Genomic DNA, 22,968 nt, shown 5'->3' on the forward strand with positions numbered 1-22,968 from the left:
CTCCTAATTTTTACTGTTAGTGTAATTGTATTTGCTAGAAAGCGGGACAATTCCTTTAAAGTATAAAAAGAGGTCGTAAGTTTTGTACGACCTCTTTTGACATTTTTTATATTTGTTCAGTTGAAAAGGTTGGTTCTCGTTCTTTTTGAGGCATCGTTAAGAAAATAACAGAAAGAACGATACATACGCCGCCTAGTAATTGATACGCTCCAAATGATTCATTTAGCCAAGCGATTGAAACGATAGCTGCTACAAGTGGTTCAATGCTAGATAAAATGCTCGTTTCTGTTGCTGCTAAATATTTCAGACTACCGATATAAAGAAGGAAAGAAAGAGTGCCACTTATAATGATAAGGATAAGCATAGAAAAAGTTTTTGGTGTAAAGGTTTGTGAAAGTTGACTCCATCCAAACGAGCGATTACAAATAAGCAGGGCGATGCCGCCGATTAGCATCCCCCAGCCAATTACTATGGTTGTTCCGCATTCTTTAATAAGGGAAGCTGGATGGAGGGTATAAAATGCAAATCCAATTGCTGTTAATAGGCCAAAAATAATGGCTTCTTTCGATAAAACAATATTTTCAATTGAACCGTTTGTAATAATAAAGTACGTTCCCGTTAGCGCAGTTATAATTGCGAGTAGTTGCATAGAAGCAGGGAATTTTCGTTGTTCAAATGCGACATAAATGGTAATGAGAACAGGACCTAGAAATTGAAATAACGTCGCTGTGACCGCATTACTAATATGAACTGTTTCGATAAAAGCGTATTGTGCACCGAGCATGCCGAGAATAGAGAAAATAATAAGTTGTATAGAATGTCTAGAGTGTTTCCAAATTTGAAATATGTTTTGTTTCTTTATAAGTAAAAAAGATAAAATAAATAATCCCGCAAGCAACAAGCGAATTGTTAAAAAATCAATTGATGATACGTTAGTATGTTGAAATAGCCACTGAATCATCGGACCAGATAATCCCCATAAGGTAGCTCCTATAATAATCATAATGAGTCCAATCCGTCTACTATTGTTCATAATCATGCATCTCCTCTCGAGTATTTGATTTTTTATGTGTGACATGATAAAAGGAATTATATATAACTTCTGGTACTGTAAAAAGTATCAGATTTTAGTTTTATTAAGGGGTCAGATATTATGTTAGAATTAACGCCTAATTTAAATATGAATAGTAAAAAGGCATTGTACGTGCAATTGTATGAGTATATAAAAAAAGAGATTAAGGATGGAACGATTTCCGCTTTTACAAAATTACCTGCAAAGAGAAAGCTGGCGGGCTATTTACAAGTGAGTAAGAATACAATAGAAGCGGCTTACGAGCAATTACTTGCAGAAGGTTACATTGAGTCGATATCAAGAAAAGGTTATTTTGTATGTAAATTTGAACAAATGATTGATGTAGAAGGAAGCGAAGCGAAAGTAGAAGAAGTATCGTTTCGGGAGGAGAACTATACATTTGATTTCACACAAACAGGGGTTGATACGAATACTTTTCCGTTCACTACGTACCGCAAGCTTATTAATGATGTATGGCAGCCACATAATAATGAGTTGCTTTTTCTTGGACACCCTCAAGGGGAATTGAGCTTAAGGGAGGAAATTGCGAACTATTTGTATGAATCTAGAGGTGTACGTTGTTCAGCTAGTCAAATTGTATTAGGGGCGGGAACACAAATATTAGTGAAGTTACTTTTTCAATTGTTGAAGGGAAGTAATTATGCTGTTGAAAATCCAGGGTACCATAGGAAAATGGTCGTTTTTGAACAGGGAGAAAAGAAGGTTCAAATGTTGTCTTTAGACAGCGACGGGATTTGTATGGCAGATTTAGAAAATAGCGATGCAAATGTTGTATTTGTAACGCCCTCTCATCAATTCCCATATGGAATGATTATGCCTATTACGAGAAGGACGCAGCTTTTACAATGGGCAAAGAAAGAAGAAGACAGGTATATTATTGAAGATGATTATGATAGTGAATTTCGTTATTCAGGAAGGCCAATTCCGGCACTACAAGGGTTAGATACAGATGGGAAAGTTATTTATATGGGGACGTTATCAAAAGCTTTGTTGCCCTCATTACGGATGAGCTATATAGTATTACCGAAGAATTTAATTAAAAAGTATCAAAAAGAATATTTGTTTTATACACAAAGTGTTTCAAGAATGGATCAAGAAGTGATTAGAAAGTTTTTACATGAAGGTTATTGGGAAAAACATATTCATAAAATGCGTGTCGTCTACCGGAAAAAGAGGGATCGACTTGTTTTTGAAATAGAGAAGTATTTCTCTAATCATGTTGAAGTGATAGGAGAAGATTCGGGATTACACATTTTATTAAAAGTGCATAATGGAATGCGAGAAGAAGAATTAATTAAAGAAGCTGCAAAATATAGTATTAAAATATATCCTGTTTCTACGTATTACAAAGCCGATACTGCACCTGAAAATGTCGTTTTACTTGGGTTTGCGATCTTATCAGAAGAAGAAATTGCGAAAGCGATTCAACTATTAAATACAGCGTGGTTTAGAAAAAAGTAAAAAAACATCCTCATACATGAGAGGATGTTTTTTATTATTTATTTTCGTCTAAGAATAAGACCATATGCTCTTCGTCCCAATATTGTCCGTTATATTTTAATGAACGTTCTTGTACACCGAATGTTTTAAATCCTAATGATTCATAAAGTTTTTTTGCTCCATCGTTGCCAACAACAACATCAAGCATAACTTGTTCCACCTCTAAAGATTTAGCAAGCTCAAGACATTCTTTAATAAGTGCTTTCCCTGCTCCAAGTCCGCGTGCTTTTGGAGATACATATACAGAACCAATTTTAGCTTTATGTTCTTGTTTTACATATGGTTTCGTTTCCAGTGTTGCAACCCCGATTAATTTTCCATCTTTGAATGCGCCTAGCGTATAGTTTTCATCTTGTGCTAATTTTTGTGCTTTATATTCAATCGCACACTCTTTATTAATAATATCTTCATAAGAAGAGCTGAAAGCTTCAGGGTTTTGCTTTAAACCTTCTACACGAAGTTCTAAGTAAATTTCCGCTTCATCTTTTGTTAATACATGGATATCCAATTATATCACCCTCCAAATCTTTGACAAATGTATCTTTATTTTATATTGAAATAAGAATAATTTCAAAAGCTTAGCTTATATAAGCTGATTTTATGAACAAAATAACACCAGTAGTTTTTACTACTACTGGTGTTTTCACACACATATTATTCAAAAGGTAGCTCAATTATAAAGGTTGTTCCTTCCCCTAATTTGCTTGTTACTAGAATGGCACCGTTATGCAATTCCACAATTTCTTTAGCAACAGCTAGCCCGATACCTTTTCCCCCAGTAGCTCTCGTTCTAGATTTATCAACACGATAAAAACGATCGAAAATATGCGGAATATCTTCTTCAGGAATACCTTCACCTTCATCTTGTACACTTATTGTAAAAGAATTTGTTTCTGCGAGTACGCGTATCGTAATAGTAGTGTTTTCTAGTGAGTGTTGATAAGCATTGTGTAATAAATTTAACATAACTTGTTCCATACGTCTTTCGTCTATGCAAACTTCTAAATCATCTTTGCAATATACATGGAGTTGCATTTGTTTATTTGTTAATGTTGTTTTTGTTTTTTCAATCATTCGTTCTAAAAATGGTTGAAGGGTCACTTTTTGTTTTTTTATAACAAACTGGTGTTGTTCTAATTGTACCAGCATAAATAAATCTTGGACGAGGTCGGTTACACTATCTGTTTCATCCTCGATGATTTGCAAGTATTCTTCTCGCTCTTCTTTCGTTAAAGTGTCTCTCTTTGCTACTTTCGCATAACCTTTCATATAGGTCAATGGAGTTAATAGTTCATGGGCGACACTAGCAAGAAATTCATTGCGTTCTTTTTTCATATAAGTTAGTTCACTGGACAAATCTTCAATCGTTTTTGCTAAGCTTCCAAGTTCATCATTCCGTTTAATACCTAATTGAATTGGCTTGTTTAATTTTGACATTTTTTCTGTTGCCCTCTTCATTTTTATAAGCGGTTCTGTAATAACACGAGAAAAAACAAAGACAGAAATAGTCGTTAAAATAACAGTCAAAACACTAATGATAAGAAATTGGTTCATGAGTTTAAGTAACATATTTTCTAAAAAAGATGTTTTTAATAACATATATAACTTTCCTTGAAACTCTGCTGTATTAAGTGGGCTTACCGTTGTGATGAATTTTGATTTTTTCCAGTTCTTTTCGACAACTAATCCGTTTGCTGGAATATGTTCTGTTTTACAAGTAAGTTGTTTTTGCATCGCCTTTGTTACAGGTTCTGAAGTGGAAATGATTTTTCCATTATTGTCCGTTATAATGATAGCTATATCAGAGTTAGCAATTGATTCTGATTCAACTAAGTGTTCAGCCTCATCAGCGATATCGAACTCTGGGTATATAGGACGCTTAGGATTTTTATTGTATTCAGCGCGTTCGCCGTGTTTCTTTTCTTTAGCAAATGCACTCCACTTTGCGCGTTGTGTAATTTTGTTACTATAGCGATTACCTTTTTCTAAGAGAGCGAGTGTTTCCTCTTCAATGCGCATTTTAGAAATACTTTTGTAAAAAGATACGAAAGCAATTGTTTCAATACATAAAGCTAATATTAAAAAGTATGTCCCGATTTTAAGTGAAAGTTTACTCATTTTCTCACCATACCTTATTCATAATAAAGGGTCAGTGGTATACTAGTTTCCACTGACCGAAGTAATTATTCACTTTTCCATTTATATCCGACCTTATAAACAGTTTCTAAGTAATTTTTAACTGGAAATCCTTTTTTACGTAATTTATCACGGATATTGCGAATATGTGAATCGATTGTTCTATATTCGATGTCTGTTTCATAACCCCAAATTTTTTCGATTAAATCATCTCGGCTATAAGCACGGTTTGTATTTTGTAAAAATAGTCCAAGTAACGAAAATTCGATAGGAGTCAGTGAGATTTTTTCATCATACACTGTGACAGTATGTTTCGTTTTATCCCACTCAATACCATTGAAGCTAACAAATCCATCTTTCTTTGTACGGCGTAATATAGCCTCAATTCGTGCAACTAATACATGCTCATCAAATGGTTTTGTAATATAGTCATCTGCGCCGATCGTAAGGCCTTTTACCATATCGTAATTTTGATTACGAGCTGTTAGCATAATGATTGGAACGTTGGAAATTTGACGGATTTGATAGCAAGTATCCCATCCATCCATATTTGGCATCATTACATCTAACAAAACAATATCGAAGTCTTTTTGTTCTATTAACTTTAGTGCTTCAAGGCCAGAGGTAGCTTTCATACAAAAATAGCCACGAGGACTTAAGAACAGATCTAATAATCGTAACATACGTTCTTCATCGTCTACTAATAAAATTTTTACCATAATCTTGTGCACCCCAAACTGTTCATTCTACTTGTATAGTTTACATGAAAATGATAAAAAACTCTTTTTATGTGATTGAGTGGGAGAGTGATTTCTCGCTCAGAGTAATTGACATAAAAAATGCACTAGTTTTGCACAACTATTTTTTATAATAGAAAACGTAGCGACACAAAATACCCTATGTTGCGACATAACGTCATGTCATTTTATTTATAAAATGACAATTCCATTCTATTGTGTATGTGAGATAGAGAGGGTTTTCGTATTCACCTCGCATCGGATAAGAAAAATTTCCTATCTCACACTTTTTTTAAAAGGAGATCATACACATGAATCCAAAAGAAGAAATTTCAAAAAAAGAAAAGCAAGATCGTAATACGGTTGTCATGTGCGTTGCCGTATCTATGGTTATTATTATAAGTTGTGTAAATAAAATTTTGGGGATTTTATAATATAAAAAAAGCTTATTGCTTCTTAAGAAGCAATAAGCTTTTTTCGTTGTTAGGGGGAGTATTTTTATATAATAAACCAAGGTAAAATTGCTAATCCAGAAGTTACAATTGCTGTAGTAAATATTAAAAGCATAGCTCGTTTGTTTTGTTTCATGTCACATTCTCCTCTACATATCAAGTACATGCGATCAGCGTGGGATGTAGTTCCCCACTGAGTAAAGTTTCACTTTATATTTTTAGTATAATGAATGGAAAGGTTTGGTACGATCGATAAAGGTGACAGGAAGATTACATTGTTGTAATGAAAAAAGCATCTTTCTTAATAAAAAGATGCTTTTGGAAAACTAGATTGAAGTATTAATCATTTAAGAACAGAACCATATGTTCCTCGTCCCAATATTGACCGTTATGTTTTAATGAACGCTCTTGTACGCCGTAAGTTTGGAAACCTAATGACTCATATAATTTTTTTGCTGCATCGTTACCAACTACAACATCGAGCATAAGTTGTTCTACATGTAATTTATTGGCATTTTCAATAATTGCTTTAATAAGAGCTCGTCCTGCTCCAAGGCCACGTGCTTTAGGGGAAACAAAAACGGAACCGATTTTTGCTTTATGTTCTTGTTTAATGAAAGGCTTTGTTTCTAAAGTAGCAATGCCGATTAAATCGTTATCTTTGAAGACACCTAGAGTATACTTATCCGGATTGCTTAATCGTTTTGCCATAGCAGCTACAGGATCCTCATGTTTCAGAACATCTTCATAAGAAGAGCTAAAAGCTTCCGGGTTCTTCGTTAAACCTTCCATACAAACTTTTAAATATATTTCTGCGTCCTCTGTCGTTAATAAGCGAATTTCCATAGTTGTAACCTCCTTGGTTGATTTCAAATAAAGTGAACCTTTTATAAGATTGTGTATGTGTTTTGTGAGCAGTCTCTTTTAATTTGTAAAAGAATGAAAAGATATATGCTACAATGTTTTGTTTTTTAATATGTAATGAAATTATATATTAACTTTATTAACTATTCAAGTGTTTAATATATTACATTTTTATAACTAAAATAGCTCCTCAATCGAGGAGCTATTTTAGTTATTCGATTGATAACCATCAATTCGATGTGGATGTGTGTAAATATTGCAGGATTCATTTCTAATAAACCCTACGACTGTAATGCCTAAATCATGGGCGAGTTGCAATGCTAGTTTTGTTGGAGCGGATTTAGATAGAACAATTTCACATCCGATTTTTGAAACTTTGAGTAAAATTTCGGATGAAATACGCCCGCTAAATGCAATGATTTTTCCTTTAACAGATATATCGTTACGTAAACAATGTCCATATATTTTATCTAATGCATTATGTCTTCCAATATCCATTCTTGATAGGAGGATATTGTTTCGATCACATAGCGCGGTATTGTGAACACCGCCGGTTTGGCGAAAGGTAGTGGAAGATTGTTGTAAAGTATTCATTAAGTAAAAGCATTCTTCAGGAGTAATTTTTACATGTATATCATGTAAATCTTTTGCTTTTGCGGCATCGTTAGCGAAAATAAAACCTTGTCTACCTTTTCCGCAGCAGGAAGTGATGTATCGTTTATTATATAAATTTTGATAGAGCGGATTTATTTTTGATGATGTTACATGGACAATTCCGTTATCTTTTTGAACCCATAGTTCTTCAATATCTTTATAGGAAGAAATAATCCCCTCAGAAATTAAAAAACCAATTACCATATCTTCAATATAATTTGGTGTACATACGACTGTTACATATTCTTCACCATTCAATTTAATAGTAATAGGAGATTCTGTAACAATCTCATCAGTTTGTTTTGAAAATGTACCAGAGTGATAGCGTACAATTGTATAACTCTCTTGTGTAGGTCCCATATGAAATTCCCCTTTTATATGTATTTTCTCCCACATTCATCATAAAACATTGAAAAAATAAAAACATCTATTAGAAGGAAGGTATCAGATTATTTTGGTTATTATTGTATATATACGATATAATAGAAATGTAGAATAGTGAAATTTTCAAGCTTTCGTAGTGATACCTTATAAACATCTAGAATCGACTTCATAAGAAAAGTATTTAGGCAGGGCGTTTCAAAAATATGTACAATAATTCATTTATGAAAACGGATTCACAAATGTGTTGTACAGTTGGTTGTAAGGAGAGGGGAAACTATGGCAGAACAGACAGTCCGTGTAACCGTAGATGGTAAAGAATTTTCAGCATCAGGTGAAAAGACGATACTACAATTATTTAACGAGAGTAATTTGGAACATCCTCAAATTTGTCATGTACCAGAAGTAGATCCAATTCAAACTTGTGATACGTGTATTGTAGAAGTAGATGGGAAGTTAATGCGTGCTTGTTCAACGAAATTAGAGAACGGTATGCATATTGAAAGACAGTCACAGCGTGCGAAAGAGGCGCAGACTGAGGCGATGGATCGAATATTAGAGAATCATTTATTGTATTGTACCGTATGTGATAACAATAACGGTAATTGTAAGGTTCATAATACAGTACATATGATGGGAATTGAAGAACAGAAATATCCGTATGAGCCGAAAGTAAGTGCTTGTGAAGTGGATATGTCACATCCGTTTTATCGGTATGATCCAAATCAATGTATTGCTTGTGGACAGTGTGTAGAAGTATGTCAAAACCTACAGGTTAATGAAACGATATCGATAGACTGGAGCTTAGATCGTCCGCGTGTTATATGGGATCATGGTGTAAGTATAAATGACTCATCTTGTGTAAGTTGTGGGCAGTGTGTAACAGTATGTCCATGTAATGCGTTAATGGAAAAATCAATGTTAGGTGAAGCTGGATTCATGACAGGATTAAAATCAGATGTGTTAGATCCGATGATTGATTTTGTAAAGGATGTAGAGCCTGGATATAGTAGTATTTTAGCAGTTTCAGAAGTAGAGGCTGCGATGCGTAAGACGAAAGTGAATAAAACAAAAACTGTTTGTACATTTTGTGGTGTCGGTTGTTCGTTCGAAGTATGGACGAAAGATCGCCATATATTAAAAGTGCAACCTGTTTCTGATGCACCGGTTAATGGCATTTCCACATGTGTAAAAGGTAAATTTGGATGGGACTTTGTAAATAGTGAAGATCGAATTACGAAGCCATTAATTCGCCAAGGAGATATGTTTGTTGAAGCTTCATGGGAAGAAGCATTAGAAGTTGTGGCTTCTAACATGCAACATATTAAATCAGAATACGGCAGCGATGCATTTGGATTTATTTCTTCTTCGAAAGTAACGAATGAAGAAAATTATCTTATGCAAAAACTAGCTCGTCAAATATATGGAACAAATAATGTAGATAACTGCTCGCGTTATTGCCAATCTCCAGCAACTGATGGTTTATTTAAAACTGTCGGTATGGGCGGTGATGCTGGAACAGTGAAAGATATAGCTGAAGCAGGCCTTGTCATTATCGTTGGTGCGAATCCAACAGAAGGACATCCTGTACTCGCGACGCGTGTAAAACGTGCTCATAAATTACACGAGCAAAAACTGATTGTAGCAGATCTTCGTAAACATGAAATGGCAGAGCGTGCGGATTTATTTATTCATCCGCGCCAAGGTACAGATTACGTATGGCTTGCTGGTATTACGAAATATATTATTGATCAAGATTGGCATGATAAAAAGTTCATAGCTGAAAATGTGAAGAACTTTGATGAATATAGCACAATGTTAGAAAAGTATACGCTTGATTATACAGAAGAAATTACGGGAATTTCGAAAGAAAACCTGAAAGAAATGGCTCGTATGGTATATGAAGCAGATGGAACTTGTATACTTTGGGGAATGGGTGTAACGCAAAATACAGGAGGAAGTACAACATCTGCTGCCATTTCAAATTTACTGCTTGTTACGGGGAACTATCGTCGTCCTGGTGCAGGCGCATATCCATTACGAGGTCATAATAACGTACAAGGTGCTTGTGATATGGCGACATTACCAAACTGGCTTCCAGGTTATCAAGCAGTATCGGATGATACGCTTCGTGCTAAGTTTGAAAAAGCATACGGCACAACGATTCCGAAAGCACCAGGATTAAATAATATCGCAATGTTACTTGCGGCAGAAGAAGGAAAACTACGTGGTATGTATGTCATGGGGGAAGAAATGGCTTTAGTCGATTCCAATGCGAACCATGTGCAACATATTTTAGCGAATTTAGACTTCCTCGTTGTTCAAGATATGTTCTTATCAAAAACAGCTCGTTTTGCTGATGTTATTTTACCAGCGGCACCAAGCTTAGAAAAAGAAGGAACGTTTACGAATACAGAGCGACGTATTCAAAGATTATATGAAGTATTAAAACCACTAGGTGATTCAAAACCGGATTGGTGGATTTTACAAAAAGTTGCTCGTGCACTCGGCGGGGATTGGAATTACGAAAGTCCAAGTGAAATTATGGACGAAATCGCATCGCTTGCACCGTTATACTCTCAAGCAACGTACGATCGTCTAGAAGGATGGAATAGTTTATGTTGGGGTAGTCATGATGGTAGTGATACACCGCTATTATATGTAGACGGATTTAACTTCCCAGATAAACTAGCTCGTTTATCATTAGATGAATGGGTACCACCAGTTGTAGCGCCAGATGAGTATGATTTACTTTTAAATAATGGACGTATGCTAGAACATTTCCATGAAGGGAATATGACGAATAAGTCGGCTGGTATTTTATCTAAAGTATCTGAAGTGTTCGTTGAAATTTCACCTGAACTTGCTATAGAGCGCAATGTGAAAGATGGTGGTCTTGTAGAATTAGCATCACCATTTGGCAAAATTAAAGTACAAGCGCTTATTACTGAGCGTGTAACGGGGAAAGAGCTATACTTACCGATGCATGCAACGATAAATGAAGAAGCGATCAATATTTTAACTGGGACGGCAACAGACCTTTATACGTGTACACCGGCGTACAAACAAACGATGGTGAAAATGCGTGTATTACGTGAAAAAGGAAATCGTCCGTTACCATCTTCAAACCCGCGAGATAAAAAGCGTAATCCGCAAAATGGTGTTGAAATCGAGCAAAAATGGCAAAGAAAACAATACGTATCACTCGTGGACTAGGGGGCGGAGATAGTGGCGAAAGAAATTACTTTAATTAAAAAGAAAGTTGTAACAGAGGAAGAACAGAAACAGCAAGTAGCAGATGAACTTCTAAATGAGCTATCTAATAATCGTGAAGCAGTAGAAGAAACGATGCAGCTGTTAGCGCAGTTACAGAAGGCTGGAATATTAGATGCGGCGATTAGTTTACTTGCTGCGAAGGAAGATGTTTCAAAAATCGCTGTGGAGCAATTAAATCGTGAACCAGTTAAAAATGCACTTAACAACATGATGGGGGCGGGGGAAGCACTGTCCTCAGTTGACCCAGAAGTAACAAAGCAAATCACATCGAGTTTAGTCACTGGATTGCAATTTGCAACAGATGAATTAAAGAGTGGTAAAAAAACAAAAGTGATGGACTTCTTTAAAGTGTTAAAAGATCCAGATATCAATAGAGCCATCACATTCGGATTTAGCTTCTTGAAAGCATTTGGACAAGGGTTAGAGAAAAAATAGAGTAAGTGAAAAAGTGATGGGAAGTAGCCATCACTTTTTTCATTGTATGTATAAGAGTGTTCATGTTAAGCGGAATATATTATTATTAAAGGGATGGGTTAGAAATGGAAATGTGGAATCCATCTCAAATATCGTTTTAGAATGTGGAGGAATATATGCAACACCGTAAAAGACTATCTATACCAGGAGTAATGAGACATTCCTTTCAAACTGTTAGATTTGCCTTTTGGAATGTGTTAACATTCCAACTTGCTTATAAATTGTTAGCAGCGATTGTGTTTATCCCGCTCTTTGGTATTATTTTCAATAAGTTGTTGTACTTTGGTGGGTATGCAAACGCAACAAATGATGAGTTATTAGCATTTTTGAAAACACCATACGGAATTTTGGCGATTGTAATTTTATCTATATTGGCATTGTTCCTGATCTTTACAGAGTTTGCAGTACTTATTATCATTTCGTACTTCGCTCATAAAAGGCAAAAGGTGAGATTACGTCCAATTTTATATAAAACAGTAACGTATTTACCTACTCTTTTCACATATTGCTTACCGGGATTTATTTTATATGCTGTCGTATTATTACCTCTTTTAAATATGGGATATGAAACAGCATTAATCCCGCAAATTCAAATTCCTAACTTCATTACAGGAGAACTGTTTAAGACAACGATGGGACAAGTGGGTTATTACACATTCTTTGCTGTAGTTGCGTATTTGAACCTTCGCTGGATTTTTGTTCTACCTATTGTTGTTTTAGAACAAAAGCCATTTCGTGTGGCAGCACGTAAAAGTGCAAAGTTAGTAAAAGAAAGCTTTTTTAAAGTACTATTCTTTTTAGTAGGATTTTTTATTTCGATAGGAATTGTCTATGTCCTATTTTTAGGAATATATTTATTATGTCTATGGGGTGTTTATGAATTTACAAACCCAAAAGGGACATTTGTATTATTAGCGGAATCAACAATGTCTGTATTTCTAACGAGTACATTGTATTTATTTAGCTTTATCGTGACACCATTTTATATTATGGCGATTACGAGATTGTATCTACAAAAGGTTCCAGTTGAAGATGTTTTATTAGAAGAAGGATTAGATTATTCGAAAACGAAAGCAGATAAATGTTTCTTCCAAAAACATCGTTGGAAATTTATTGGCGTATATATTGTAGGAATTATTACTGCGGGAATGGTTGTTGCCTTCATTGTAACCTTTATTACAAATACGTATAAAGAACCAATTATTATGGCTCATCGCGGTTATATTTCAAAAGGTGTAGAAAATACGAAAGAAGCCATTCAAGGTGCTATTGATGCAAAAGCAGACTACGCTGAAATTGATGTTCTGCAAACAAAAGACGGTGAATTAGCAGTTATACATGATTTGAAGTTGAAACGCCTTGCTAATGCTAATGTTCACGTGTCAGATTTAACGATGGACGAGTTAAGACAACTTACTCTGAGTCAAGATGGGTTTTCAGGACAAATAAGTACACTTGATGAGATTATTAAGCTGTCAAAAGGCAAAATCAAACTCAATATTGAAGTGAAGCTTCATGGGGGCGAAAAAGATTTTGTAAACAAAGTATTAAAAACGATTAAAGATAATGAATTTGAAAAGCAATGTGTCATTCAAACGTTACACTATCCGCTTATAAAAGAATTTAAGCGTGCAAATCCAAATATAAAAGTAGGATATATACTGTATGCAAGTAGAGCTCACTTAAAGAATGTGAAGGCTGATTTTTATGTAGCAGAAGAATACATGCTAAATAAGAAATTAGTAAAAGAAGCAAGGAAGTTAAACAAGCCAATTTACGTATGGACGGTAAATGATATGGAAAGTTTAAAGGGATACTATAAATTAAACGTAGATGGTATCATTACCGATTATCCTGAATCGGCACGTGAAACAATTAAGATGTTAAAAGAGCAAGAAGAGGAAGAAAGTGATCTGTTTGATAAAATTACGGAAACAACAGATGATTTATTTTCCGAGTTATTTATAAGTTATCCAGCTGCTAGCTAAATGCTAGCAGCTGTTTTTTATAAAAAGAATATATCTCTAAAGTATTGTGTAAATTAATAACTGTATATGTATACGACATCATTAGGGTTTCTTACATTGTTACATTATTGTCGAATAATAAATGATTGGTACTTATTTTAAAGGAGTATAATAAAAATAGAGTGATAGATAATGGGGTGAAACGAGAATCCTAATAGAATCAATGTTTTATATATTTACACTATTCTAAATATATAAACTTTAAAAAAATGATATGTTAGCGTTTTCATAACTTTTAAGTTATGCTAGAATAAGGACATAAGTTATTAATTATTACAAAAAGAAAAAAGACTTTCTTTTTTCTGTTAATTATAAGGGGGCATTTCATTATGCGTATTGGGGTACCAGCAGAAATTAAAAACAACGAAAACCGTGTGGCAATGACACCAGCAGGTGTTGTACATTTAATTCGTAACAATCACGAAGTATTCATTCAAAAGGGTGCAGGTTTAGGATCAGGTTTCACAGATGCTCAGTATGTTGAAGCAGGAGCGAAAATTGTTGATACAGCTGAAGAAGCTTGGAACATGGAAATGGTTATGAAAGTTAAGGAACCAATTGAAAGCGAATACAAACACTTCAGCGAAGGTTTGATCTTATTCACATACCTACACTTAGCTCCAGAACCAGAATTAACAAAAGCATTAATCGAAAAGAAAGTTGTTTCTATTGCATATGAAACAGTACAATTAGAAAACCGTTCTCTACCATTACTTGCACCTATGAGTGAAGTAGCTGGTCGTATGGCTGCACAAATCGGTGCACAATTCCTTGAGAAAAACAAAGGCGGTAAAGGTATCTTACTTGCAGGTGTTCCAGGGGTTAAACGTGGTAAAGTAACAATCATCGGTGGTGGACAAGCTGGTACAAATGCTGCTAAAATTGCAGTTGGACTAGGTGCGGATGTAACAATCATCGACTTAAGTGCAGAACGTCTTCGTCAATTAGATGACATTTTCGGAAACCAAGTAAAAACTTTAATGTCTAATCCGTACAATATTGCAGAAGCTGTAAAAGAGTCTGATCTTGTAATCGGTGCAGTATTAATCCCAGGTGCAAAAGCGCCAAAACTTGTAACAGAAGAAATGATTAAATCAATGGAACCAGGTTCTGTTGTTGTAGATATCGCGATTGACCAAGGTGGTATTTTCGAAACAACTGACCGTATTACAACTCATGATAACCCAACTTACGAAAAACACGGCGTTGTTCATTATGCAGTTGCAAACATGCCAGGTGCGGTTCCACGTACATCAACTCTTGCATTAACAAACGTAACAGTACCATACGCAGTACAAATTGCTAACAAAGGCTACAAAGAAGCTTGCTTAGGCAACTCTGCATTACTAAAAGGTATTAACACATTAGATGGCTATGTAACATTCGAAGCAGTTGCAGAAGCTCACGGTGTAGAGTACAAAGGTGCTAAAGAATTATTAGAAGCAGAAACAGTATCTTGCTAATAGAAGCATTATACAAAACAAAATCGAACAATATATAAACCAACATGATAAGAGCTAAGAGTGAATATCTCTTAGCTCTTCTTGGCAAAAGGGGGCATACATCGTGGCCAACCTATTTAAAAAGAAATCCGTTACGCAATTGTTAGGGGAAAGTAAAAGTAAAACTTTAACGAAAACGCTAGGGGCATTTGACCTAACAATGCTAGGGATTGGTGCGATAATTGGTACAGGAGTACTAGTATTAACAGGATTAGTAGCAGCAAGAGATGCTGGTCCAGCAGTTATTTTTTCATTCATGATTGCAGCGATTGTTTGTGGATTTGCAGCGTTGTGTTATGCAGAAGTTGCATCTACACTTCCGGTTTCAGGTAGTGTGTACACATATTCATATGCGACAATTGGTGAGTTTATTGCCCACCTAATGGGATGGACATTACTATCTGTATATGTCGTAACAACTGCCGCAGTAGCAGGTGGATGGACAGGTTATTTTAATAACTTAGTGAGTGGATTCGGGTTAGAAATTCCAACAGAGTTGTTAAAGATTCCATCACAAGGTGGGATCGTGAATTTACCAGCAGTAGTCATTACATTAGTTTTAACTTGGTTACTATCAAGAGGTACGAAAGAAAGTAAGCGTGTGAATAACATAATGGTATTAATTAAAATTGGTATTGTTATTTTATTCATTGCAGTTGGTGCGTTCTACGTACAACCAGAAAACTGGACACCATTTGCACCATACGGTATTAGCGGAATCTTTGCCGGCGGAGCAGCAGTATTCTTTGCTTTCTTGGGATTTGATGCATTAGCAACTTCTGCTGAAGAAGTAAAAAATCCACAACGTGATTTACCAATTGGTATTATTGCTTCGTTAGTTATTTGTACAATTATTTATGTTGTAGTTTGTCTCGTTATGACAGGTATGGTTTCTTATAAAGAATTAGATGTACCAGAAGCTATGGCATATGTGTTAGAAGTTGTAGGACAAGATAAAGTAGCGGGTGTAATCGCAGTTGGAGCTGTAATTGGTATTATGGCTGTAATCTTTGCTTACATTTATGCAACGACACGTGTATTCTTCGCGATGAGCCGTGATGGTTTATTACCAAAATCATTTGCGAAAATTAATAAAAAGACAGAAGCACCAGTATTCTCAACTTGGTTAACAGGTATTGGTAGTGCTTTAATTGCTGGATTTATCGATTTAAAAGAATTGTCGAATTTAGCGAATATTGGAGCATTGTTAACATTTGCGATGGTAGGTGTGTCAGTTATTATTCTTCGTAAAACACATCCGAACTTAAAACGTGGCTTTATGGTACCACTTGTACCAACGCTACCGCTTATTTCAATCGCATGTTGTCTATTCTTAATGTTTAACCTACCATTAACAACATGGATCTACTTCGGTATTTGGTTAGCAATTGGAGTAGTTGTATACTTTGTTTATTCGAAAAAACATAGTCATTTAAAAGACGATGGAAGTTCGCAGGATAATTTAGAACAAGCTAATTAAAAGCTTAGTTAAAAGGGATATAAGTATAGTAAGCCTTGTGCGTCTAGGGAACGCGCAAGGCTTTTTCTTTTGTGTAAAGTGTATATTCTTTTTTGTATGAGAATGTAATGGATGCGGAAAATATGTGTAGATCTTTTTAAAATGTGAACGAAATGTTCAAAAAAATGTATGAGATTTCATTGACACATATGAATAGGCGCTCATATAATAAAAGTATAAGATATATGAATGATTGTTCATATGTTCAAATAAAGAGGTGAGCTATAATGGCTGGAAATAAAGTAGAAACACCACAAGAGACATGTTCTCAAACGATAATTCATGAAGAAGTTGTGGATCAAGTAAAACAAACAATTCCAACTGATGAAAGTTTAAGTAAAGTAGCAGAACTATTTAAAGTGTTAGGTGACCGTACACGTACGAGAATATTACATGCGCTATTTGAAGCTGAAATGTGCGTTTGTGATTTAGCTTATTTATTAGGAATGACACAATCATCTATTTCACATCAGCTTCGTGTGTTAAAGCAAGCGAAACTGGTAAAGAATCGTAAAGAAGGAAAGGTCGTTTATTATTCGTTAGCTGACCAACACGTAATTCATATCTTCGAGCAAGCGTTTGAACACGTAAACGAGGAAGAATAAAAAAGAGCGCGAGGAGGGAGAACGATGGCTGAAGCATTAGTGAAAAAGAAACTGATGTTAGAAGGTTTAGATTGTGCGAACTGTGCAATGAAAATTGAAAAAGGCGTTGGGAATATAGAAGGAGTAAATTCTTGCTCTGTAAATTTCGCGACAAAAACAATGGTTTTAGAAACAGCGCAAAATAAAGAAAGCGAAGTTGTTACAGAAGCAAAACAACTTGTTACAAAATTAGAACCGCACATTAAAGTGCAAGAAGAAAAAAACACAAAAATGGCAAAAGAAGTGTTTATATTAGAAGGTTTAGATTGCGCAAATTGTGCGATGAAGATTGAAAATAAAGTTAAGGAAATGCCGACGGTTTCAGCAGCAACTGTTGATTTCGTATCAAAGAAATTACGAGTTGAAGTAGCGAATAAAAGAGAATTAGAAACGACTGTAGCCAATATAACAAATGTCGTTCAAAAGTTAGAACCAGATGTGAAAGTTGTTCGTGAAGAAAAAGGTAGTCATGACCACGGACATAGTCACGATCATGGAGAAGCAAATGTGAAAAAGATGGTAGGACGATTAGTGGTTGGCGGAATTTTGACAGCAATTGCTGCATTAGCTGGCTTATCACAAATGATCACAATTCCGTTATTCGTCCTTGCGTATGTATTAATTGGTGGAGATATCGTTTGGAGAGCAGTAAGAAACATAACTCGTGGCCAAGTGTTTGATGAGAACTTCTTAATGGCAATTGCAACACTGGGAGCTTTCGCAATTCAACAATACCCAGAAGCGGTTGCAGTAATGTTATTCTATCAAGTAGGAGAACTATTCCAAAGTATTGCGGTAAACCGTTCTCGAAAATCAATTACTTCATTAATGGATATTCGTCCTGATTACGCGAATGTAAAGATTGGAAATAAAACGAAACAAGTATCACCAGAAGATGTACAAATCGGCGATTATATTATCGTGAAACCTGGTGAGAAAGTACCGTTAGACGGAAAAGTAGTTGAAGGAACATCAATGGTAGATACTTCAGCATTGACTGGTGAATCTGTACCACGTGAAGTTGAAATTGGAAATGATGTATTAAGTGGTTTTGTGAACCAAAATGGTGTATTAACAATTGAAGTTACAAAAGAATTTGGTGAATCAACTGTATCAAAAATTTTAGATTTAGTTCAAAATGCAAGCAGTAAAAAAGCACCAACGGAAAACTTTATTACGAAGTTTGCACGTTACTACACACCAGTTGTAGTTATTACAGCGGCAATCATGGCGTTTATTCCACCACTTATTTTAGAAGGAGCTACATTTGCTGATTGGATTTATAGAGCTCTAGTGTTCTTAGTAATCTCTTGTCCATGTGCGTTAGTTGTATCTATTCCTCTTGGATTCTTTGGAGGTATCGGCGGTGCATCTAAAAGTGGTGTGTTAGTAAAAGGTAGTAACTATTTAGAAGCTTTAAATGATGTGAAATATATTGTTTTTGACAAAACAGGAACATTGACAAAAGGTGTTTTCAAAGTTACAAAAATGGAACCGAGCGAAGGTACTACAAGTGAAGAGTTATTAGAGTATGCGGCATTTGCTGAAGTGTATTCTAACCATCCAATTGCCCAATCTATTCGAAAGGCATATGGAAAATCAATTGATGAAAAAATAATCGATGATTATAACGAAATTTCTGGTCACGGTACAGTCGTAAAAGTACAAGGCAAAGAAATTTTTGCAGGTAATGCAAAATTAATGAGAAAAGAAAATATTAAATTTAAGCAACCAGAAACAGTAGGTACATTAGTTCACGTTGCTGTAGATGGAAAATATGCAGGTTATATTGTTATCTCTGATGAGGTAAAAGAGGATTCAAAACAAGCGATTCAAAAGTTAAAAGAACTAGGTATTAAAAAGACAGTAATGTTAACTGGTGATGCAAAACCAGTTGGTGAAGCTGTCGGTAAAGAATTAGGCTTAGATGAAGTTCATGCGGAATTACTACCGCAACAAAAAGTAGAAGAGATTGAAAAAATTGATGCAGCGAAGCACGGAAAAGAAAAAATTGCCTTCGTTGGTGACGGTATTAACGATACACCAGTATTAGCCCGTGCAGACGTTGGTATTGCGATGGGTGGTTTAGGGTCAGATGCGGCAATTGAAGCGGCAGATATCGTTATTATGACTGATGAGCCTTCAAAAATTGCGACAGCTGTACACATTGCAAAACGTACACGACGCATTGTATGGCAAAATATTATCTTTGCATTAGGTGTAAAAGGATTAGTTTTATTACTGGGTGCTTTCGGTATTGCAACAATGTGGGAAGCTGTCTTCTCAGATGTGGGCGTGACACTACTTGCAGTGTTAAATGCAATGCGTGTATTACGAGTGAAAGATTTATAAAAAAGAGGACGCAACCCGCGTCCTCTTTTTTATTGGCTATTTCGTTGAAATTGATTCAATAAAATAATAACAAATATTATTTTATAAATGAATAATGTAATATTAAAATTTACAAATAAAAAATATTTGTCTTATTATTTTAATATATTTTCTACAAAGATACATATAGTAGTGAAAAACAGAGAAGGAGAAGCTTCTCTGTTTCATTTTTGTATATTTTTTTCAACTTGTTCTCGAACTGTTTGAATGTAATTCATTTTATGATCCCAGCACTCTTGGCTTAAATCGACAGGGTATTCTTCAGGGTTTAAAGTTCGCATATATTCTTCCCAAAATAGAGAGAGGCTCTGTTCATTATATTTTTGAATATCTAATATACTTGGTAGTTCATATGTTCTTTCACCGTTAACGAAAATGTCTTTATGCAGTTCGCGAGCTTCAAAGTTTGTTACAAATTTACTTATATACGTGTGAACAGGATGAAACATTTTTAAGCGTTCTTCTTTTCCGGGTTCTTCATAATCTAATGCAATATAATCGCCTTCAGCATGATCGTTTACTCGATTGATAATGCGATAAATTCGTTTAAGTCCTGGAGTAGTAATTTTTTCAGGGTTAGATGAAATTTTAATTGTATCATTTAATTTTCCATCAGTATCTTCAATCGCAACTAGTTTATAAACAGCTCCTAACGCTGGTTGCTCAAAGGACGTAATCAATTTTGTTCCAACGCCCCATACATCAATTTTTGCTCCTTGAGATTTCAAGTGCATAATTGTGTATTCATCTAAATCGCTAGAAGCAATAATTTTTGTATTTGTAAACCCGGCTTCGTCTAGTAGTTTTCTTGCCTTTTTAGATAAATAAGCCATATCACCACTATCGAGGCGAATGCCATAAAAATCGATGCAATCCCCAAACTCTTTTGCCACGCGAATTGCATTTGGAACACCAGATTTTAATGTGTCATATGTATCAACGAGAAAGACACACTTTTTATGAGTTTCAGCGTATTTCTTAAAGGCAACATATTCATCGCGATAAGCTTGAACAAAAGAGTGCGCATGTGTGCCGGCTACAGGTATCCCAAAGCGTTTTCCAGCCCGTACGTTACTTGTAGAGGAGAAACCACCAATAAAGGCAGCGCGTGTGCCCCAAAGGGCTGCATCGAACTCGTGGGCACGTCTTGTGCCGAACTCTAAAAGTTCATCGTTATTTGCAGCGTGCTTCATACGAGCTGCTTTCGTTGCAATTAATGTTTGGTAATTCACAATGTTTAACAGGGCAGTTTCAATAATTTGTGCTTCACCAAGCGGTGCATCGACACGTAATAAAGGCTCGTTATTAAACACAACTTCACCTTCTTGCATACTACGAACCGTACCAGTGAATTTCATATTTTGTAAATAATGAAGAAATTCTTCTTCAAATTGTAATTCTGCTAAATAAGCGATATCGCTTTCGGTAAAGCTGAAGTTTTCTATGTACTCTACAATTTTTTCAAGACCAGCAAAAACAGCATAACCGTTCTCGAATGGAAGCTTTCGAAAGTATAAATCAAACACCGAGCGTCGATTATGAATACCATCTTTCCAATATGTATAAGCCATATTAATTTGATATAAATCTGTATGTAAGGCATAGCTATCGTCTTTATAATAAGTCATCGCGAAAACACCTCCATAATTTGGTTATAGTATACCAATTTTTCACCCATCGTAGCAAAGAATGGATATGAAAGAAGAGTCAAGAGGGAAAAAAATGAAATAATGCATATTTTTTAGAAAATTAACATTTATCAATTTATATTTCTCAAGATTTTATGTATTATTAAAGTAATGGGGGTAAATGAGAATGGAGGAGGACAATGCAACAAACATTAGAAAAAATAGGCAAACAAGTCTTTTACAAACGGCTACAGCAAAAAATGACACAAGAAGAATTATGTCAGGGCATTTGTTCTGTCTCATACTTAAGTAAAATCGAAAATGGAAAGATCGAAGCATCAGAAGAGATTCTACAATTGCTCTGCGCAAGATTAGAAATTGCCGTGACGGATTTGAGAGATGTAGAAGAAGATGTGAAGGGGAAGCTGGATGAATGGTTAAATGCATTAGTTCATTTGGACAAGCCACAAGTAGAGCACATATATGAAGAATTACAAGGTGAAATGAAGCATGTTTTGGATTTTGAAATTATAAATTATTATAAACTGCTTTATACGCGTTATTTAATTATGAAACGAGATTTTCCTGCTGTTGAAGAAGAATTAGAGAGCTTAAAAAAGATGTACAAAAAGTATTCACCATTCCAGAAATTATTATATACGTATAGTAAAGGTCTATATTATTTTTTACAGCATAAATATAAGAGGGCATTGGAATACTTGACTCGAACAGAAGTAATGGCAAAGGAACAAGGTTATCACGAAAATGGAATATATTTCAATTTAGCTCTTGTTTATAATGAATTGGAAGTTGAACATATGACTTTACATTTTGCTAATGTAGCAATGGAAGGATTCAAGAATGAATATAAGTTTCGTTATGTGATAAATTGCCAGTTACTTATTGCATTGAGTTATATACAAAAAAAACAATATAATGAAGCGCTATCTATTTATAATAATATTTTGAGGGAAGCAAATTCTTTTGCCGATAAAGAAAACATAACAGCTATTGCTTTAAATAATTTAGGCTTCCTGTACTACAACTTAAAAGATTATGCAAAAGCTAAAGATTATTATTTGCAATGCTTAAAGTACAAGAAGGAAGAGGATTTAAATTATATTGATGCAGTGTATGAAATCGCTTTACAGTGTATTGAATTAAAAGAATTTGAAGAAGCGAAAGAGTGGATTGATAAAGGGATAGATATCGCGAAGAGGGATGAAAAGTATAAAAATATGCTATATATACTTTTAATGCTTAAGCATAAATACTTTGAAACTAAAGATGTTTATAAAAAGTTTTTAGAAGTTGAGGCAATCCCATTTTTTAGAGGCGAAGAAAATAAAAAAGAATTAAAACTGGTTTATTTAGAACTAGCAGGATACCACGAAGAATTATTAGAGTTTAGAGAAAGTAATAATTATTATAAATTAGCAATTAATTTATTAGAAGAAAAGGGAGGAAAATAGTATGAAAAAGAAAATAATTATTGGTGCTTTGGCTTTGGTAGCTGTATTGGTGGTATTGGAACCACAATATGCTTGGACATCGGATATCTATGGTCAAGGAGAAAAAGTAGTTGAATTGGTAAATTCTTAATAAAAACCCCTTTCCAACCGGAAAGGGGTTTTTTCAATATTTGTTCCCCAAAATTCTACAAAACTTGAGAAATAAATTAATTGAATTT

18 protein-coding genes are annotated in these 22,968 nt (G+C 34.8%); 11 read left to right on the forward strand and 7 right to left on the reverse strand.

Annotated elements, in window-relative coordinates:
• Positions 1-106 precede the first annotated feature (106 nt).
• Positions 107-1,033 carry a DMT family transporter gene (locus RCJ96_RS22210; protein ID WP_416504367.1) on the reverse strand — a complete coding sequence of 309 codons (927 nt, stop codon included), beginning with the start codon at positions 1,031-1,033 and terminating at the stop codon, positions 107-109.
• 120 nt (positions 1,034-1,153) lie between these two features.
• Here RCJ96_RS22210 and pdxR point away from each other — a divergent pair, with 120 nt between their 5' ends.
• Positions 1,154-2,554, forward strand: coding sequence for a MocR-like pyridoxine biosynthesis transcription factor PdxR (gene pdxR / locus RCJ96_RS22215; protein WP_416504368.1), 1,401 nt, complete (start codon positions 1,154-1,156; stop codon positions 2,552-2,554).
• 34 nt (positions 2,555-2,588) lie between these two features.
• Here pdxR and RCJ96_RS22220 read toward each other — a convergent pair whose 3' ends face one another.
• From RCJ96_RS22220 to RCJ96_RS22230, 3 genes are all read right to left on the reverse strand, one after another.
• Positions 2,589-3,101, reverse strand: a complete 513-nt coding sequence (locus RCJ96_RS22220) for a GNAT family N-acetyltransferase (RefSeq protein WP_000351212.1) — start codon at positions 3,099-3,101, stop codon at positions 2,589-2,591.
• 146 nt (positions 3,102-3,247) lie between these two features.
• Positions 3,248-4,711, reverse strand: a complete 1,464-nt coding sequence (locus RCJ96_RS22225; RefSeq protein ID WP_416504369.1) for a HAMP domain-containing sensor histidine kinase — start codon at positions 4,709-4,711, stop codon at positions 3,248-3,250.
• 65 nt (positions 4,712-4,776) lie between these two features.
• On the reverse strand, positions 4,777-5,448 hold the full coding sequence (locus RCJ96_RS22230) for a response regulator transcription factor (protein WP_446699845.1): 672 nt from the start codon (positions 5,446-5,448) through the stop codon (positions 4,777-4,779).
• Between the two features lie 329 nt (positions 5,449-5,777).
• On the opposite strand from RCJ96_RS22230, the gene RCJ96_RS22235 reads away from it, so the two are divergent.
• Positions 5,778-5,900, forward strand: a complete 123-nt coding sequence (locus RCJ96_RS22235) for a hypothetical protein (protein WP_001068392.1) — start codon at positions 5,778-5,780, stop codon at positions 5,898-5,900.
• 357 nt (positions 5,901-6,257) lie between these two features.
• Here the strand turns inward: RCJ96_RS22235 and RCJ96_RS22240 are convergent, their stop codons facing one another.
• Positions 6,258-6,764 (reverse strand): GNAT family N-acetyltransferase, encoded by a 507-nt coding sequence (locus RCJ96_RS22240; protein ID WP_074609044.1) that lies wholly within the window; start codon positions 6,762-6,764, stop codon positions 6,258-6,260.
• 225 nt (positions 6,765-6,989) lie between these two features.
• Positions 6,990-7,796, reverse strand: coding sequence for a formate dehydrogenase accessory sulfurtransferase FdhD (gene fdhD, locus RCJ96_RS22245; protein ID WP_000529215.1), 807 nt, complete (start codon positions 7,794-7,796; stop codon positions 6,990-6,992).
• Between the two features lie 300 nt (positions 7,797-8,096).
• Between fdhD and fdhF the strand changes: the two genes are divergently transcribed.
• The 7 genes from fdhF (at position 8,097) to RCJ96_RS22280 (ending at position 19,611) form a co-directional block, all read left to right on the forward strand.
• Positions 8,097-11,033 carry a formate dehydrogenase subunit alpha gene (gene fdhF, locus RCJ96_RS22250; RefSeq protein WP_327923666.1) on the forward strand — a complete coding sequence of 979 codons (2,937 nt, stop codon included), beginning with the start codon at positions 8,097-8,099 and terminating at the stop codon, positions 11,031-11,033.
• A gap of 12 nt (positions 11,034-11,045) precedes the next feature.
• Positions 11,046-11,528, forward strand: coding sequence for a DUF1641 domain-containing protein (locus RCJ96_RS22255; RefSeq protein ID WP_001040528.1), 483 nt, complete (start codon positions 11,046-11,048; stop codon positions 11,526-11,528).
• 155 nt (positions 11,529-11,683) lie between these two features.
• A complete protein-coding gene (locus RCJ96_RS22260) occupies positions 11,684-13,555 on the forward strand; it encodes a glycerophosphoryl diester phosphodiesterase membrane domain-containing protein (RefSeq protein WP_416504370.1) in 1,872 nt (623 codons plus the stop codon).
• 368 nt (positions 13,556-13,923) lie between these two features.
• Positions 13,924-15,057, forward strand: a complete 1,134-nt coding sequence (gene ald / locus RCJ96_RS22265) for an alanine dehydrogenase (RefSeq protein ID WP_001219742.1) — start codon at positions 13,924-13,926, stop codon at positions 15,055-15,057.
• A 103-nt stretch (positions 15,058-15,160) separates the two neighbouring features.
• Positions 15,161-16,576 carry an amino acid permease gene (locus RCJ96_RS22270; protein WP_001284877.1) on the forward strand — a complete coding sequence of 472 codons (1,416 nt, stop codon included), beginning with the start codon at positions 15,161-15,163 and terminating at the stop codon, positions 16,574-16,576.
• 266 nt (positions 16,577-16,842) lie between these two features.
• A complete protein-coding gene (locus RCJ96_RS22275) occupies positions 16,843-17,220 on the forward strand; it encodes an ArsR/SmtB family transcription factor (protein ID WP_000918377.1) in 378 nt (125 codons plus the stop codon).
• 24 nt (positions 17,221-17,244) lie between these two features.
• Positions 17,245-19,611 (forward strand): heavy metal translocating P-type ATPase, encoded by a 2,367-nt coding sequence (locus RCJ96_RS22280; RefSeq protein ID WP_416504371.1) that lies wholly within the window; start codon positions 17,245-17,247, stop codon positions 19,609-19,611.
• Between the two features lie 203 nt (positions 19,612-19,814).
• On the opposite strand, the gene RCJ96_RS22285 is transcribed toward RCJ96_RS22280, so the two are convergent.
• Positions 19,815-21,278 carry a nicotinate phosphoribosyltransferase gene (locus RCJ96_RS22285; protein ID WP_416504372.1) on the reverse strand — a complete coding sequence of 488 codons (1,464 nt, stop codon included), beginning with the start codon at positions 21,276-21,278 and terminating at the stop codon, positions 19,815-19,817.
• Positions 21,279-21,478: 200 nt separating this feature from the next.
• Between RCJ96_RS22285 and RCJ96_RS22290 the strand changes: the two genes are divergently transcribed.
• Both RCJ96_RS22290 and RCJ96_RS22295 read left to right on the forward strand, forming a co-directional pair.
• Positions 21,479-22,750 carry a tetratricopeptide repeat protein gene (locus RCJ96_RS22290; RefSeq protein WP_416504373.1) on the forward strand — a complete coding sequence of 424 codons (1,272 nt, stop codon included), beginning with the start codon at positions 21,479-21,481 and terminating at the stop codon, positions 22,748-22,750.
• Between the two features lies 1 nt (position 22,751).
• A complete protein-coding gene (locus RCJ96_RS22295; RefSeq protein ID WP_000726843.1) occupies positions 22,752-22,880 on the forward strand; it encodes an NprX family peptide pheromone in 129 nt (42 codons plus the stop codon).
• Positions 22,881-22,968 lie beyond the last annotated feature (88 nt).

The sequence above is a fragment of the Bacillus sp. BSL6 genome (genome assembly GCF_052928345.1).

Coding starts and splice junctions, on each gene's coding strand:
- RCJ96_RS22210 (WP_416504367.1), bottom strand. CDS start 1,033: ATGAACAATAGTAGACGGATTGGACTCATTATGATTATTATAGGAGCT.
- pdxR (WP_416504368.1), top strand. CDS start 1,154: ATGTTAGAATTAACGCCTAATTTAAATATGAATAGTAAAAAGGCATTG.
- RCJ96_RS22225 (WP_416504369.1), bottom strand. CDS start 4,711: ATGAGTAAACTTTCACTTAAAATCGGGACATACTTTTTAATATTAGCT.
- RCJ96_RS22230 (WP_446699845.1), bottom strand. CDS start 5,448: ATGGTAAAAATTTTATTAGTAGACGATGAAGAACGTATGTTACGATTA.
- RCJ96_RS22235 (WP_001068392.1), top strand. CDS start 5,778: ATGAATCCAAAAGAAGAAATTTCAAAAAAAGAAAAGCAAGATCGTAAT.
- RCJ96_RS22240 (WP_074609044.1), bottom strand. CDS start 6,764: ATGGAAATTCGCTTATTAACGACAGAGGACGCAGAAATATATTTAAAA.
- fdhD (WP_000529215.1), bottom strand. CDS start 7,796: ATGGGACCTACACAAGAGAGTTATACAATTGTACGCTATCACTCTGGT.
- fdhF (WP_327923666.1), top strand. CDS start 8,097: ATGGCAGAACAGACAGTCCGTGTAACCGTAGATGGTAAAGAATTTTCA.
- RCJ96_RS22260 (WP_416504370.1), top strand. CDS start 11,684: ATGCAACACCGTAAAAGACTATCTATACCAGGAGTAATGAGACATTCC.
- ald (WP_001219742.1), top strand. CDS start 13,924: ATGCGTATTGGGGTACCAGCAGAAATTAAAAACAACGAAAACCGTGTG.
- RCJ96_RS22275 (WP_000918377.1), top strand. CDS start 16,843: ATGGCTGGAAATAAAGTAGAAACACCACAAGAGACATGTTCTCAAACG.
- RCJ96_RS22280 (WP_416504371.1), top strand. CDS start 17,245: ATGGCTGAAGCATTAGTGAAAAAGAAACTGATGTTAGAAGGTTTAGAT.
- RCJ96_RS22285 (WP_416504372.1), bottom strand. CDS start 21,278: ATGACTTATTATAAAGACGATAGCTATGCCTTACATACAGATTTATAT.
- RCJ96_RS22290 (WP_416504373.1), top strand. CDS start 21,479: ATGCAACAAACATTAGAAAAAATAGGCAAACAAGTCTTTTACAAACGG.
- RCJ96_RS22295 (WP_000726843.1), top strand. CDS start 22,752: ATGAAAAAGAAAATAATTATTGGTGCTTTGGCTTTGGTAGCTGTATTG.